General features: G+C 65.9%; 11 protein-coding genes. 6 read left to right on the top strand and 5 right to left on the bottom strand.

Annotated elements, in window-relative coordinates; genetic code table 11:
* Positions 1 to 89: 89 nt before the first annotated feature.
* Both K7G82_RS11855 and trpE read left to right on the top strand, forming a co-directional pair.
* A complete protein-coding gene (locus K7G82_RS11855) occupies positions 90 to 2,042 on the top strand; it encodes a SurA N-terminal domain-containing protein (RefSeq protein WP_222990030.1) in 1,953 nt (650 codons plus the stop codon).
* Positions 2,039 to 3,556 carry an anthranilate synthase component I gene (trpE, locus tag K7G82_RS11850; protein ID WP_222990029.1) on the top strand — a complete coding sequence of 506 codons (1,518 nt, stop codon included), beginning with the start codon at positions 2,039 to 2,041 and terminating at the stop codon, positions 3,554 to 3,556. Before K7G82_RS11855 ends, trpE begins: the two co-directional genes overlap by 4 nt.
* A 17-nt stretch (positions 3,557 to 3,573) precedes the next feature.
* Here the strand turns inward: trpE and K7G82_RS11845 are convergent, their stop codons facing one another.
* Positions 3,574 to 4,356, bottom strand: a complete 783-nt coding sequence (locus K7G82_RS11845; protein WP_222990028.1) for a 2-keto-4-pentenoate hydratase — start codon at positions 4,354 to 4,356, stop codon at positions 3,574 to 3,576.
* Between the two features lie 97 nt (positions 4,357 to 4,453).
* A complete protein-coding gene (locus K7G82_RS11840) occupies positions 4,454 to 5,020 on the bottom strand; it encodes a methylated-DNA--[protein]-cysteine S-methyltransferase (RefSeq protein WP_222990027.1) in 567 nt (188 codons plus the stop codon).
* Between the two features lie 141 nt (positions 5,021 to 5,161).
* Between K7G82_RS11840 and K7G82_RS11835 the strand changes: the two genes are divergently transcribed.
* Positions 5,162 to 6,232, top strand: a complete 1,071-nt coding sequence (locus K7G82_RS11835; protein ID WP_222990026.1) for an alpha/beta fold hydrolase — start codon at positions 5,162 to 5,164, stop codon at positions 6,230 to 6,232.
* A gap of 76 nt (positions 6,233 to 6,308) precedes the next feature.
* The gene (locus K7G82_RS11830; protein WP_222990025.1) at positions 6,309 to 7,154 is read left to right on the top strand and encodes a c-type cytochrome; all 846 of its coding nucleotides are present in this window, start codon (positions 6,309 to 6,311) and stop codon (positions 7,152 to 7,154) included.
* Positions 7,155 to 7,205: 51 nt separating this feature from the next.
* On the opposite strand, the gene K7G82_RS11825 is transcribed toward K7G82_RS11830, so the two are convergent.
* The 3 genes from K7G82_RS11825 to K7G82_RS11815 form a co-directional block, all read right to left on the bottom strand.
* Entirely contained in the window at positions 7,206 to 8,267 is a 1,062-nt protein-coding gene (locus tag K7G82_RS11825) for a class I SAM-dependent methyltransferase (RefSeq protein WP_222990024.1), read from the bottom strand.
* Positions 8,268 to 8,423: 156 nt separating this feature from the next.
* Entirely contained in the window at positions 8,424 to 10,577 is a 2,154-nt protein-coding gene (locus K7G82_RS11820; protein ID WP_222990023.1) for a TonB-dependent siderophore receptor, read from the bottom strand.
* Between the two features lie 164 nt (positions 10,578 to 10,741).
* Positions 10,742 to 11,467, bottom strand: a complete 726-nt coding sequence (locus K7G82_RS11815) for an SDR family oxidoreductase (RefSeq protein WP_222990022.1) — start codon at positions 11,465 to 11,467, stop codon at positions 10,742 to 10,744.
* A 148-nt stretch (positions 11,468 to 11,615) separates the two neighbouring features.
* Between K7G82_RS11815 and K7G82_RS11810 the strand changes: the two genes are divergently transcribed.
* Both K7G82_RS11810 and K7G82_RS11805 read left to right on the top strand, forming a co-directional pair.
* The gene (locus K7G82_RS11810; RefSeq protein ID WP_222990021.1) at positions 11,616 to 12,512 is read left to right on the top strand and encodes an AraC family transcriptional regulator; all 897 of its coding nucleotides are present in this window, start codon (positions 11,616 to 11,618) and stop codon (positions 12,510 to 12,512) included.
* 328 nt (positions 12,513 to 12,840) lie between these two features.
* Positions 12,841 to 14,070, top strand: coding sequence for a metal-dependent hydrolase family protein (locus tag K7G82_RS11805; RefSeq protein WP_222990020.1), 1,230 nt, complete (start codon positions 12,841 to 12,843; stop codon positions 14,068 to 14,070).
* Positions 14,071 to 14,093: the final 23 nt, after the last annotated feature.

Genomic DNA, 14,093 nt, shown 5'->3' with positions numbered 1-14,093 from the left:
CATATCGCCGATGCCTTGCCGTGGAAAGCGCCTGCCTCTAATGCGGGCCCTTCGAACAGTCCCGCATCCAAGCGAAGAGCCCCCAGCGCATGATCACCTTCCTCCGCTCTATCTTCAATTCGAAGCTCGGGCTGGCGATCAGCTTCATCTTCATCGCGCTGGTCGGCATCGCCTTCGCGGCGGGCGACATCACCGGATCGTCGAGCTTCGGCGGCGGTGGCGGACTGACCGGCGGTGGGTCCACGGTCGCCAAGGCGGGCGGTCAGGATATCGATTCCGTCGAGCTGCAGCAGCGCGTCGACAACACGATCAGCATCGAGCGGCGGCAACAGCCCGGGCTCGACATGGCGACATTCCTCACCGGCGGAGGTTTCGAGGCGACACTTGAAGAGATGATCAATACCGCCGCACTCAAGGCATTCGGCAAGGATCAGGGAATTGAGGTCAGCAAGCGGCTGGTGGATGGCCAGATCGCCAGCATTCCCGCCTTTTTCGGCCCCACCGGCCAGTTCGACGAGAATGTCTATCGCCAAGCGCTGGCGGACCGTCGCGTCAACTCGAACCAGTTTCGCGAGGATGTCGGCAACGAGTTGCTGGCCCGGCAGCTCCTGACGCCGGCCATGAGCGGCAGCCGGCTGCCCCTGGTCATGGCGCGCCCCTATGCGGAGATACTGCTCGAATCGCGCACCGGGCTGGTCGGGCTGATTCCATCGAGCGCGATCCCCACGGGTACGCCGCCGACCGATCAGGAACTCGCCACCTATTACAAGCGCAACGTCGCGCGCTACACCGTGCCCGAACGCCGGGTGATCCGCTACGCTCCGTTCGGCGCATCGACGCTGGGCGCCAAGGCGGAACCGACCGAAGCCGAGGTCTCCGCCTATTACAGCAAGAATGCCGCGCGCTACGCCGCAAGCGAGACGCGCGACCTGACGCAGGTGATCGTGCAGGATCAAAAGGCTGCGCAGGCCTTCGAAGCCAAGGTGAAAGCCGGCACCAGCTTTGCCGATGCCGCGAAGCAGGCCAGGCTCGAGCCTGTCTCGCTGAAAGCGCAGACCCGTGCCGCCTTTGGCGGCCTCAGCTCGAATACCGCCGCGACCGCTGCCTTCGCGCTGGCACAGAACGGCGTTTCGGCGCCGCAGCGTTCCGGCCTGGGCTGGCATATCGTGCGCGTCGATGCGATCACCTCGATCCCCGCGAAACCGCTCGCGGCGGTCCGGGGCGAGATTCTGGAAGCGCTCAAGACCGAAAAACTGACCGCCGCGCTCGCCGATCTGGTCGCCAAGGTGCAGGAACAGGTGGATGGCGGCGCGACCTTCGACGAGGTGGTGAAGGCGAACGGCCTCAATCCCGTCACGACGCCCGCGATCACATCGACAGGCGCAGATCCCGAGAATCCGGCGCTGCAACCCGATCCGCGCTTCGCCCGCTTCCTGGCCCCCATGTTCGAAGCGCAGACCGATGACGATCCGGGCATCGAACAGATCGTTCCCGATCGGGAATTCGCCCTGGCCAAGCTTGAGCGAATCATCGCAGCCGCCCCCCGCCCGCTTGCGCAGATCAAGACGCAGGTGACCGCCGATTTCGAGCGCGATCGCGCGGCGCGGCAGGCGCGCACCATCGCCGACGCCGTGATCGCGAAGGTCGGCAAGGGGGTTGCCTTCGCCCAGGCGCTCCGCGAAGCCGGCATCGCCCTGCCCGCCGCGCAGCCGGTGGGCGGTCGCTACCAGGATCTGGTGCAAGGGCAGCGCGTGCCGCCGCCGCTGGCCCTGATGTTCTCCATGAAGGAGAAGACCGCGAAACGCCTTGAAGCACCCGCCAATCAGGGCTGGTTCGTGGTCTGGCTCGACAAGATCACGCCCGGTGACATCCGGACGGCGCCGAATCTGGTCGCGCAGGTGCAGGCGGAGTCGAGCCGCGAAATCGGCGGCGAATACGCCATGCAGTTCGTCAACGCGATCAAGGCCGAAGTCGGCGTGAAACGCTATCCCGAAGCGGAAGCCAAGCTGAAGCGTCAGCTGTCCGGCGCCGCCAGCCAGTGACGAGCCATGCGCGCGCGGCGCTGGAGGCTGGCCGGCCCGGGCTGGTCTGGCGCCGCCAGATCGCCGACACCGACACGCCGGTTTCGGCGGCGCTGAAACTGTTCGAGTCCGGCCGCGGCGATTTCCTGCTCGAATCGGTGCAGGGCGGCGAAACGCGAGGCCGGCACAGCCTGATCGGGCTGGCGCCCGATCTGGTGTTTCGCGCCGATGGCAACGGTGCCGAGATCAACCGCCACTGGCAGACCGACCGCGACGCCTTCGCGCCCGCGGGCGCCGGCACGCTGGAGGCGATGCGCGCGCTGGTGACCGCGTGCCGCATGGACATGCCGGCCGAGCTGCCCGGCGCGCTCGCCTGCCTGGTCGGCTATTTCGCCTATGAGACGATCGGGCTGGTCGAACGCCTGCCCCGCCCGGAAGCCGATCCGCTGGGCCTGCCCGACATGATCTTCGTCCGCCCGACGGTGATCCTGGTGTTCGACCGGCTGACCGACGAATTGTTCCTGGTGGCGCCGGTCTGGCCCGACGCGCCAGGATCGATCGACCGGAAGATCGCCGAGGCCGAGGACCGGATCGGCGCGACCGCCGCGAAGCTCGCGCGGCCGATCCCGCAGGCGGAGAATGACGCCGCCGCGCGCGCCGCGCCGGTGACGCCCGAGGAGATCGCGCTCACCCCCACGCTGGCGCCGGGCCGCTATGCCGAGATGGTGGCGCGCGCCAAGGCGTATATCGCGGCCGGCGACATATTTCAGGTGGTGCTGGCGCAGCGCTTCACCGCGCCGTTCGCACTGTCGCCCTTCGACCTTTATCGCGCACTGAGGCGGATCAACCCCTCCCCCTTCCTCTATTATCTCGACATGCCCGGCTTCGCGCTGATCGGATCCTCGCCCGAGATCCTGGTACGCGCGCGCGACGGCGAGGTGACGATCCGGCCGATCGCGGGCACACGACCGCGCGGCAAGACTGCCGCCGAGGATGCGGAGAACCGGGCCAGCCTGCTCGCCGATCCCAAGGAACGCGCCGAGCATCTGATGCTGCTCGACCTGGGCCGCAACGATGTCGGCCGCGTGGCGGAAGCCGGCAGCGTGACGGTGACCGACAGCTATACCGTCGAATTCTACAGCCATGTGATGCACATCGTGTCGAACGTGGTCGGCCGGCTGGATCCCGGCAAGGACGCGCTGGACGCGCTGTTCGCGGGCTTCCCGGCGGGCACGGTGAGCGGCGCGCCCAAGGTGCGCGCCTGCGAGATCATCGCCGAACTGGAGGATGTGCAGCGCGGGGCCTATGCCGGCGGCGTCGGCTATTTCTCCCCCGACGGATCGATGGATTCATGCATCGTGCTGCGCACCGCCGTGGTGAAGGACGGGATGATGCACGTCCAGGCGGGCGCTGGCATCGTCGCCGATTCGGACCCGGCCTATGAACAGCGCGAATGCGAAGCCAAGGCCGGCGCGCTGCTGGCCGCCGCCCGCGAAGCGACGCGGATCGCGAACGAGGCGGGTTTCGGACAATAGGCCGGCGCTGGGCGGACTCAAACGATCGAGAGCGAGACCGTCCCCAGTTCGCCGAAATCCCCCCGAACGCGATCCCCTGCCGCGATCGCCATCGGGACGACGCAGGTGCCGGTGGTGACGACCTGCCCCGCCTCGAGCGCGATGCCAAGTCCCGACAGGCGGTTGGCGAGCCAGGCGAGCGCGATCCTGGGATCGCCCAGCACATTGCGGCCGATGCCCTGATGGAATTCGCCATCGTTGATGATGCCGGTCACCCGATGCGCGGCCAGGTCCATCGCGCGCCAGTCCGCCGACGCCGCAACGCCGAGCAGGAAATCATGGGCGCAGGCATTGTCCGCGACGATCTGCGCCGCGCCCACGCGTTCGAAATGATCGTATCGGCTGTCGGGTATCTCGATCGCCGGGTGCAGCGTTTCGACGCGATCGAGAACCTCTTGCGGCGAATAGGGGGCGGCGCGCGGGGCCAGCCTGTCGCCCATGCGGAACGCGAATTCGAGTTCGGCGACGCGCATCAGGTTGGCGCCCAGCACGCAGGTTCCGCCATCCTCCAGCACGCGTTCGGACAGGAGCCGGCCGGCAAGCGGGTTCGTCACCTGGATATGCGCCTGCCCCGCCGCGCTGGTCGCAGCGATCTTCCAGCCGAAGAGCGGCCCGGCAGTGTGGCGCTCGATCAGCGTCTGGATCGCATAACCCTGTGCTTCGTCCACCGGGCGCAGCGCCTGCGGCAGACCGTCGATCCGCGTGCCGTTCATCCAATGCGCATAGAGCAGGTCCGAAGCCGCCTGGTTTCCATCCTCCATGCTCCGCTCTCTCCCGCTTGCCCGCGATAACGCCGCCGCCCGCCTACCCGCTTATCGTGCGGGCCGGGACTTCACCAGCATTGGAGACAGGCCCGCCTTAAAAGTTGAAGCCTTGCTGCGCCGGATTCTCGACCGGCGCGCCGGTCGCCACGCCTTCCAATTCGAGCATCCGCGCTTTCGACATGGCACCACCGGGCGCGGAGAAGCCGCCGATCCTGCCGCCCGCGGCGGTCACGCGGTGGCAGGGCACGATCAGCGGAACCGGATTCTTCGCCATCGCCTGCCCCACGTCGCGCGCATATTCGGGCCCGACGCCAAGCGACTGCGCGATCGCGCCATAAGTGGTCGTCTCCCCCCAACCCAGCGTGCGCACCCGATCATAGACGCGCGCGAAGAAGGGATCCTGCTCGCCCAGATCGACCGCCACAGCCGAAAAATCGACGCGGTCTCCCTCGAAATAGCGAATGGCCGCATCGATCACCGCCTGCACATCGGCGGACGGCTCGCCAGGGGCGGCGTCAGGCAAGCGGCGCGCCATGGAGCGCTCGGTCTCCGACGCGGTTGGCGCAGGCAAGCGCAAACTCGAAATGCCCGTGGCGTTCCAGGCGATCGCGGCAAAGCCGACCCTGGTTTCGAAAAGCCGATAATGGTGTTTACGAGCCATTGGCCACTCCCATTCCACCATCGCGATATAGGGTCGTGCGTACCCGAAACCATATCGCCGCCCAAGTGGAACCACATGGGAACCGGGCGGGCACGAAACTCTCGTCTTCGCTTCGCCGGCATCATCGCATAGCCTGCCACCATGCGCATCCTCACCCTGCTGGCTTCGGCCCTTCTCGCCCTCCTTCCTTTTTCCGTCATGGCTCAGCCCTGGCCGACGAAAGAGGGCGACGTCACGCTCGCCGATTTCCGCTTCGCGTCGGGCGAGACGATGAAGTCGCTCAGAATGCATTACACGACACTCGGCACGCCACGGCGCGGCAAGGACGGCGAGATCGAGAATGCGGTGATGGTGCTCCACGGCACCGGCGGTTCGGGCAAGCAGTTCCTGGCGGCCCAATTCGCCGACGAACTCTACGGCCCCGGCCAACCGCTCGACATCGCCCGCTGGTATGTGATCCTGCCCGACAATATCGGCCATGGCGCGTCGTCCAAACCCAGCGACGGGATGCGCATGGCGTTTCCCGGCTATGACTATGCCGACATGGTCGAGGCGCAGCGGCGCATGCTGGCCGAAGGGCTGGGCGTGAAGCGGCTGGAACTGATCCTTGGCACATCGATGGGGTGCATGCACGCATTCGTCTGGGGCGAAACCCATCCGGGCTTCGCGCGGCGGCTGGCCCCCTTCGCCTGCCTGCCGGCCGAGATCGCCGGGCTGAACCGCGCGTGGCGCAAACTCTCGATCGACGCGATCAAGGCCGATCCGGCATGGAAAGACGGCAACTATGCCGCGCAGCCCGAACAAGGCATGCGAACGGCGGCGAGCCTGTTGCTGGTCGCCGGCGCCAATCCGCTGGCGCTGCAAGCGCAATATCCGACGCGCACGGCGGCCGAATCCTATCTGGAAACGACCTATGCGCGCACCGTAGCGGGGCGCGACGCGAACGACCTGATCTATCAGCTCGACGCATCGCGCGGCTACAACCCCGCACCGGGGCTGGAGAAGATCGCTGTGCCGGTGCTGTGGATCAATTCGGCGGACGATTTCATCAACCCGTCGGGCTACGGCATCGCCGAGCCGGCGGTGAAGCGCATGCCCCGCGCCCGCTTCATCCTGATCCCGGCCAGCGCCGACACAAAGGGCCATGGCACGCACACATGGGCGAAATTCTGGAAGGCGGATCTGGCCAAGCTCATGGCGGAACGCCCATAGCCATGTCGCGCCGCGAGGATCCCGCCTGACCGGCCGCGCCAGAACGGCGAAGCGCCTGAGTGCGCTGTGCGGCCTGGTGCTGATCGCCGCGGCGATTCCTTATGCCGTCTCCACCGCAATGCTCATGCGGACCTATCCGCTGAAACCGGACCATGGCCGCGCGGGCGGCATGGCGGACCGTGACGAGGGCAAGCGGCTGGCCAAACTCTATGGCTGCACCAGTTGCCATGGCGCCGCGTTCCAGGGACTGCGCTACAATGGCGATCCGTCGCTGGTGCGCAATTTCGCGCCCAACCTGACGCTGCTCGCGGCACGCTATTCGGACACGCAACTCGCCCAGGCCATCCGCCAGGGCGTGCGCCCGAGCGACGGCCGCGCGCTATGGGGCATGCCGTCGGCAACCTTCACGACGATCACCGACGCGGAAATGGGCGCGGTGCTTGCGTATCTGCGATCCTTTCCCGCCAGCGGTGCGCCGACGCCGTCAGATCGTCCCGGCATTCGCGCGCGCATCGCCATGATATGGGGGCTGCTGTTGCCCGCCGATCAGCCCAACCGGGACAATACCCGCCACGGAACCCAGCAGCCAGCTCCCGACCTCGTCACGATCGCGATGCAGCGTCCGCCCATCGACCCGGGCCCCGCATACCGGCTTGGCCGGCACCTTGCCCGTACGATCTGCTCGGAATGCCATGGCAGCGACCTGGGTGGAGACAGCGTCGAAGGCGGCCCCGACCTGATCATCGCGGGCGCCTATGACCTGCCCGCATTCCGCCGCCTGATGCGAACGGGAATTCCGCCCGGCGGCCGAGATCTCGGGATCATGCGCCAAACCGCGCGGGAAGACCTGCACGTCCTGACCGATCGGGAAATCGATGCGCTGCACGATTATCTCGTCGCGCGCGCCGCCGCCATGCCCTGACCCCCGCGAAGCCTGGCCTGATTCACTGCGGAAACAGCGCATGGTTCAGGATCAGCGCGCTTCCAGCACCATGTTGAACGGCCCTTCGGTGGCACGGCGAACCGAGGCGAAGCCGCCATCCCTGACGATCTGCGCGAGCCGGGCCTCGCCGGCCTGGGCGCCGAGCCCAGCCCCCACTTCCTGGTCGAGCGAGGTCGGCACGCAGATCATCGTCGACGCATTATAGTAAAGCCGGCCGACCGGATTCATGTTGTCGGCCGGGCGATCCCCCGCGATCGGCTCGACGATCATCCAGGTGCCGTCCGTCGCGAGGATGCGGCGCATATGCGCGGCGCAACCGAGCGGATCCCCCATGTCGTGCAGGCAATCATACATGGTGACGAGATCGAAGCCGTCCTCCGCGATCTCCTTCGCCTTAGCCACCTCGAAACGCACGCGCTCGCCAAGGCCATGTTCCTGCGCGTGACGCCGCGCCTCCTCGATCGAGGGCTGGTGGAAATCGAAGCCGACGAACCGGCTTTCGGGATAGGCCCGGGCCATCAGCAGCGTCGAGAACCCCACCCCGCAACCGACATCGGCGACACGCGCACCCGAACGAAGCCGCGCCTCCATGCCGTCGAGCGCCGGAATCCAGGACTGGACGATGTTGTTGACATAGCCCGGCCGAAAGAAGGCGCCGGTCGCGCAGAACAGGCAGCCGGCATGATCGCCCCATCTGATGCCCTTGCCGTGCCGGAAACATTCCTCGACCTTGGCTTCCGCCTCGATCATCGCGGCGACGAGTTCGAATGCCCCGGCAAGATAGACCGGGCTGTCGCGGTTCGAGAAGACCATGGCCTGTTCCGCCGACAGGCTGAACGCATCCCGATCCGCGTCGAAATCCACATAGCCGTTGGCGGCCTGCGCCAGCGCCCATTCGCGCACATAGCGTTCGTGCAACCCGCCTGCCCTTTGCGCGAGTTCGCCGGCCGTTGCAGGCCCCGCATTCAGGGCGTCGAACAATCCAAGCCGCATGCCGATCCGCACGGTCGGCACGCTCATCGCGCCGCCGAGATCGCCAAGCATCTTTCCCACAAAGGCGTGCAGCCTCGCTTCGTCCAGAACCGGTGGCATCGTCCCGCTCCTTTCGCTGTTATCGTTTCGACTCTCCAATTGGCCCGGCGTGGCTTCGATATACCATCATCCGGCCGGGAAGGCCCTATCGGAACGATATGCGGGGAGCGGACGGCACGTTGCACGGAGACGCCAGGGGCGCCCCCGTACAGATCGTCAGAATGCGTAGCGCAAGGTTGCGCGCGCGCTCCTCGGCTCGCCATAAACGAAGCCTGGGAACCAACTGTTGCCGCTGAAGAATTTCTGGTCGAACAGGTTGTCGACATTGAGCTGGAGTGAAAGCTGCTTGCTGAACTCATAGCGCGCCATCAGGTTGATCAGGGCATAGGCGGGCTGGCCGATACGCTCCACCACGCCCGATCCCGGGTTTGCGGCGGTGACGGGCGGACGGCTTTCCCATTTCAACGCGCCACCCATGCTCAATCCGTCGAGCGAACCGACAAAATCGTACCGGGTCGAGAAATTGAATGCCCGGCGCGGCTGGTGGCTGAGCACATGCGCGCCATCGGCATCCTTGGCGCTATAGCTGCTCCAGCCCGCGCTGACGTCCCATTGCGGCGTGACCTTGCCGACGACCTCCAGCTCATAGCCCTTGGCCACAGTGCCCATCGCGCCGCGATAGGCCGGATTGGAAGTGCCCGGCACGAACTGGCCGGGATCGGGCACGGCCAGATTATCCTGTTCGATACGATAGACCGCCGCCGTCGCCAGCAACTTGCCGTCCAGTAACAGTGCCTTCACGCCACCTTCGTAGCTCTTGCCTTCCAGCGGGTTGAGCAATCGCCCCTCGCGATCGCGGACATTGCCCTGGGGTTTGTAGATGTTGGTGTAGCTCGCATAGACTGACAGATTATCGAGGATATTGTAGATAAGGCCGGCATAAGGGGTGATCTGGTTCTTGTAGGTCAGCCGATAGGCAAGGCCGCCCCAGGCATCCGGCTCCTCGTTGCGCTTGAAATAGCTGAGGCGGCCACCGGCAATCAGCTTCAGCCCATCGATCAGGCTGATCCGCGTCGTCGCATAGAGCGCGGCCTGGGTGGTGTTGCCCATGCCCGACAGGACATAGCGATCGCCCCATGCGGGCTCGGCAATATTGCCGTCCCAGCGGTTGAAATCGCCGACCGGATCGATGGCGACGGGGTCGCGGTTGGTCCACCCGCCTTCGAGATAGCTGGCCATCGCACCCAGCGCCAGATCGTGCTCGCCGCCGAGCAGCCTGAACGGGCCATTCGCCTGGATGCTGCCATGCCATTGTTCCGGATCGGCCTTGTACCAATAGCCGGAGCTGCTGACGCCCTGCCCGGTCACGCGATCGGGCGTGCCGTCGAGCCAGAGCAGTTTCGAATTCTCCAGCCCCTTGTGATAGCCGGCATCGCCACGGATATTCCATCCACCGCCCAGTTCGTGCGAGAGCGTCGCGAAGGCGGTGATCTCGGTCGTGTTCCAGAAGCCCCAATCGGTGCCGGTGGTCTTGGAGCGCGGCCAGTTCGTGCGCGTACCGTCGCTGAACCAATAGGGAAGCTGCGCCCACATCGTGCCGTCGCGTTCATCGCGCTGATAGCTGGCGCCAATCGAGAATTTCGTATGCTCGCCCAGATCGGCATCGATCACGCCGTAGAGGATGAGCCCCTTCTTCTTCTCGTGATCGACGAAACCTTCCTGGCGATAGGCCTGGGCGACGGCGCGTGCGCGCACCGTGCCCGATGCGTTGAGCGGCGACTGCACGTCGACCGTGCCGGCAATGCGCCCCCATGATCCGCCCTCGAGCGTCGCATAGCCCGAGAAATCGCGCGTGGTCGCATGTTTGCGGATCAGGTTGACCACCGCGGAAGGGTCACCCGCGCCGTGCATCAGCCCCGCCGCGCCACGCACCAGATCGACGCGCTCGTACAGCGCCGTGCTGGTTTCGCCAAAGCCGACATTGCCGTTGACGAAGGGCGCGCCGTCGAGCTGGAAATTCTGGACTTCGAAGCCGCGTGCCGAAATCGCGCTGCGGCCGCGATCGATATCCTTCTTGGAAATGCCGACAGTGAAATCGAGCGCGTCGTTGATCGAGGTGAAACCCTGATCCTGGATCTGCTGCTGGGTGATCACGCTGATCGTCTGCGGCGTTTCGATCGGGGTGAGCGGCAGGCCGGTCGCCCCGGTCGGTTGATCGGTACGGCCATAGCCGGTCACGACGATGGTTTCGTCAGCCTCTTCATTTTCATCCGATGCCTGGCCAGCGTCCTCAGGTTGTTGTGCGTGCACGAGCGCAGGCGTCAACAACCATGCGGATCCCGTCAGCAGCACCCGGATTGAACGGCGCATCATTTTCCCCTTTTTGCGATCGTCTCTGTGGCGCCTCGCCACACCGAAGGCGCATGCCGCTAATGCGATTTACTATCAATTGCAAGACGTGAGATAAACGACAAAGCCCGGACAGGCATGCGCCTGTCCGGGCTCCGAACCGCAGATCGGGGAGAAGCCGGAAACTACATTCCGGCAGCCGTGGGACGCACGATCACTTCGTTGACGTCCACCCCCTCCGGCTGTTCGAGCGCGTAGCGGATGGCGCGCGCGATCGCGTCGGGCGTCAGCGATTTCCGCCGCCAAACCTTGAGCGCATCCGCGACCTGGGGATCGGTGATGTCATTGCCCAGTTCGGTCGCGACGACACCCGGCGAGATGATCGTGGCGCGGATATCGTCCTGTTCCTGGCGCAATCCTTCGGTGATCGCCCAGACCGCATATTTGGTGGCGCAATAGACCGCACCCGTGGGCACGACGAGATGCGCGCCGATCGACGCGACATTGACGACATGGCCCGAGCGCTGCGCGGTGAAGCGGGGCAGCACCGATGCGATGCCGTTGAGCACGCCATGGATGTTGACGTCGATCATCCGCGTCCATTCGTCGCGCTTGAGCGCGGCGAGCGGCGACAGCGGCATGATCCCGGCATTGTTGATCAGCACGTCGATCCGCCCGAACCGGTCTTCCGCCGCATCGACGAACGCCTGGAAGCTCGCCGCATCGGTCACGTCCAGTTCGCGCCAGGCGACAGTCTCGCCCAGTTCGTCGGCCAACGCCTTCAACCGGTCACCACGGCGCGCGCCGATGAACAGCTTCGCGCCGGTGCCAGCCAGTTCGCGCACCGTCGCTTCGCCGATGCCGCTGGATGCGCCGGTGATAAGGATGGTCTTTTCGTTCAGTCCCGTCATGATCGTTCCTTTCCTGCTGGAATGCTCGACGGGATATGGCGCGAGGCCGGGCGACGGCGTTACAGCGATCGCCCGAAGGCTTTGCACGATCCTCCAAATCACAATGTCGGGCGCTTGCGATTGCCGATCGGCTGTGGAAACGGGGCATATGAGCAGGATCGACGAACTCGCCATGTCCATCACCCGCCACGCGCCCGAAAGCGGGATTGCGGGCACGGCCGTCCCGCGCCTCTCGCTGATCCGCGCCGATCGTCCGACCGAGCCCGTGCCGTCGGTCTATGAAGCGTCACTTTGCCTGATCGCCCAGGGATCGAAGCGCGTCTCCTTGGGCGACCACAGCGTGATCTATGATGCGTCGCGCTATCTGCTGGTCTCGGTAGACCTGCCGCTGGTGGGGCATGTGATCGATGCCAGCGCCCAGCGCCCCTATCTATGCTGCAAGATCGATCTCGACCTGGCGGCGCTGGCCGACCTGATGCTGACGGAGGACGTGCGCGGCCCGAAAGCCGACCTGCCCGTGCTCGCGGTCTATCCCGGCGATCCCGATCTGACAGACGCTGCGTGCCGGCTCGTCAATCTGCTCGACCGCCCCGAAAGCATCGCCACGCTGGCGCCTTTGATCGAACGCGAGATCCTCTATCGGCTGCTCACCGGCCCGCACGGCCCGATGCTGCGCCACATGGCGACGGCGGACAGCCATCTGGGCCAGGTGAGCCGCGCCATCGCACGTATCCGGAGCGGCTATCAGGAAACGCTGCGGATCGATGAGATCGCGGCGGCGGCGGGCATGAGCACATCTTCGCTCCACGCGCATTTCAAGGCGGTGACGCGGATGACGCCGCTGGAATATCAGAAGCATCTGCGGCTGCAGGAAGCGCGGCGGCTGATGCTGACCCAGGGCGCCAGCGCCGGCACCGCGGGCTTCGCCGTCGGCTATGACAGCCAGTCGCAGTTCAGCCGCGAATATAGCCGCCTGTTCGGCGCCCCGCCCCGCCGCGATATCGAGCGCCTACAGGCCGCACCGGACTATGTGGGAGCGATATAGAGACGAAAAAGCGCCGCCCCACACCATGGTGGGGCGGCGCAGGTCTTCGATTTCCGCCGGATCAAAGGGGTTACCGGCAGAAACCCGAACTCGCGACGGCGTCGGCGTTCATGCGGTGGGAGCATATGTGACCGCCGACAGCCTCCTTTCACTAAGACGCGCGAACGCGCATTTCCCTCATCACGCGATGCCGATTTTCCAACTCGCCCCTTGATGGTGTCCGCAAGCGGTTCATACCGAACCGCTACCCGATATTCGCCCCCGCTACCCGACCGGCCGATTGCATCGGCGCGGCGATGATCGAAATCTGCCGGTGGCAGAGGTGACGATGGCGACGATATTCGAGAATTGCACGATCTTCGACGGACGATCGGAGGAATTGCTGGAAGGCGGATCGATCCTGATCGAGGACGGGATCATCCGCGAGGTTTCCGATCGCCCGATCGCGGCGGCGATCGGCGGCGATCGCATCGACCTGGGCGGGCGCACGCTGATGCCCGGGCTGATCGACGCGCATTTCCACTGCTATGGCATAGAGCCAAATCCGGCGCGGATCGACGCGATCGCGCCGGGACTGCGCGCGCTGCACGCGCGACGGATCATGGAGGGCGCGCTGCAACGCGGCTTCACCACGGTGCGCGACGCGGCGGGCGGAGATCATGTGCTGGCGGCCGCATTGGCAGGAGGGCTGATCGACGGACCGCGCCTGCTCTATCCCGGGCTCGCGATCAGCCAGACCGGCGGCCATGGCGATCCACGCGGCCCCGATCATGCGCCCTTGTGCGCCTGTGCCTATTGCGGTGCATTGTCGGTTGTCGCCGACGGCCCGGAGGAGATGCGCAAGATCGTCCGCGAGCAGTTCCGCCAGGGTGCACATCATATCAAGCTGTTCGTATCGGGCGGCGTGCTCTCGCCCGGCGATCCGATCTGGATGAACCAGCTTAACGACGCGGAGATCGCGGTCGCGGTGGAGGAAGCGAAAACGCGGCGATCCTATGTGATGGCGCATGCCCATACCAACGAAGCGGCGCTGCGCTGCGTGGAACTGGGCGTAAGATCGATCGAGCATGCGACGATGATCGAGGATGACGGCGTGGCCGCGATCGTGCGCAACAACGGCTTCGCGGTGCCGACCCTTGCGATCATCGATGCGCTGCGGACGCTGGGGCCGGGCCTGGGCCTGGCCGCACCGATGGTCGACAAGGTGCGCGAGGTGGCGGACCAGGCCTATCTGGCGCTCGACCGGCTCGTCCAGGGCGGTGCGCGGATCGGCTTCGGCACCGATCTGCTTGGGGGGCTGATGGACCGGCAGACCCGGGAATTCCGCCTGCGGCGCGAGGTGTGCAAGCCGATCGACATCCTGCGATCCGCCACCTCGGTCAACGCCGACCTGATCCAGATGACGGGCAAGCTCGGCGTGATCGCGCCCGGCGCCCTTGCCGACCTGCTGGTGCTGAACGGCAATCCGCTGGATGACGTGACGCTGTTCGAACGGCCCGACGCGATCCCCGTGATCATGAAGGACGGGCGTTTTTGCCGGAACGCGCTTGCGGGCTAGACGGGCGCGACGCATCGTGCCGC

The organism is Sphingomonas colocasiae (genome assembly GCF_019880585.1).
In the GTDB taxonomy this organism is placed as follows: domain Bacteria; phylum Pseudomonadota; class Alphaproteobacteria; order Sphingomonadales; family Sphingomonadaceae; genus Sphingobium_A; species Sphingobium_A colocasiae.
Note: the sequence above shows the minus strand (reverse complement) of the source record. Positions and strands in the feature narration are given on the sequence as shown.

Excerpts from the sequence above, each read along its gene's own strand:
- K7G82_RS11855 (WP_222990030.1), top strand. The coding sequence starts at position 90 with ATGATCACCTTCCTCCGCTCTATCTTCAATTCGAAGCTCGGGCTGGCG.
- K7G82_RS11845 (WP_222990028.1), bottom strand. The coding sequence starts at position 4,356 with ATGGAGGATGGAAACCAGGCGGCTTCGGACCTGCTCTATGCGCATTGG.
- K7G82_RS11840 (WP_222990027.1), bottom strand. The coding sequence starts at position 5,020 with ATGGCTCGTAAACACCATTATCGGCTTTTCGAAACCAGGGTCGGCTTT.
- K7G82_RS11835 (WP_222990026.1), top strand. The coding sequence starts at position 5,162 with ATGCGCATCCTCACCCTGCTGGCTTCGGCCCTTCTCGCCCTCCTTCCT.
- K7G82_RS11825 (WP_222990024.1), bottom strand. The coding sequence starts at position 8,267 with ATGCCACCGGTTCTGGACGAAGCGAGGCTGCACGCCTTTGTGGGAAAG.
- K7G82_RS11820 (WP_222990023.1), bottom strand. The coding sequence starts at position 10,577 with ATGCGCCGTTCAATCCGGGTGCTGCTGACGGGATCCGCATGGTTGTTG.
- K7G82_RS11815 (WP_222990022.1), bottom strand. The coding sequence starts at position 11,467 with ATGACGGGACTGAACGAAAAGACCATCCTTATCACCGGCGCATCCAGC.
- K7G82_RS11810 (WP_222990021.1), top strand. The coding sequence starts at position 11,616 with ATGAGCAGGATCGACGAACTCGCCATGTCCATCACCCGCCACGCGCCC.
- K7G82_RS11805 (WP_222990020.1), top strand. The coding sequence starts at position 12,841 with ATGGCGACGATATTCGAGAATTGCACGATCTTCGACGGACGATCGGAG.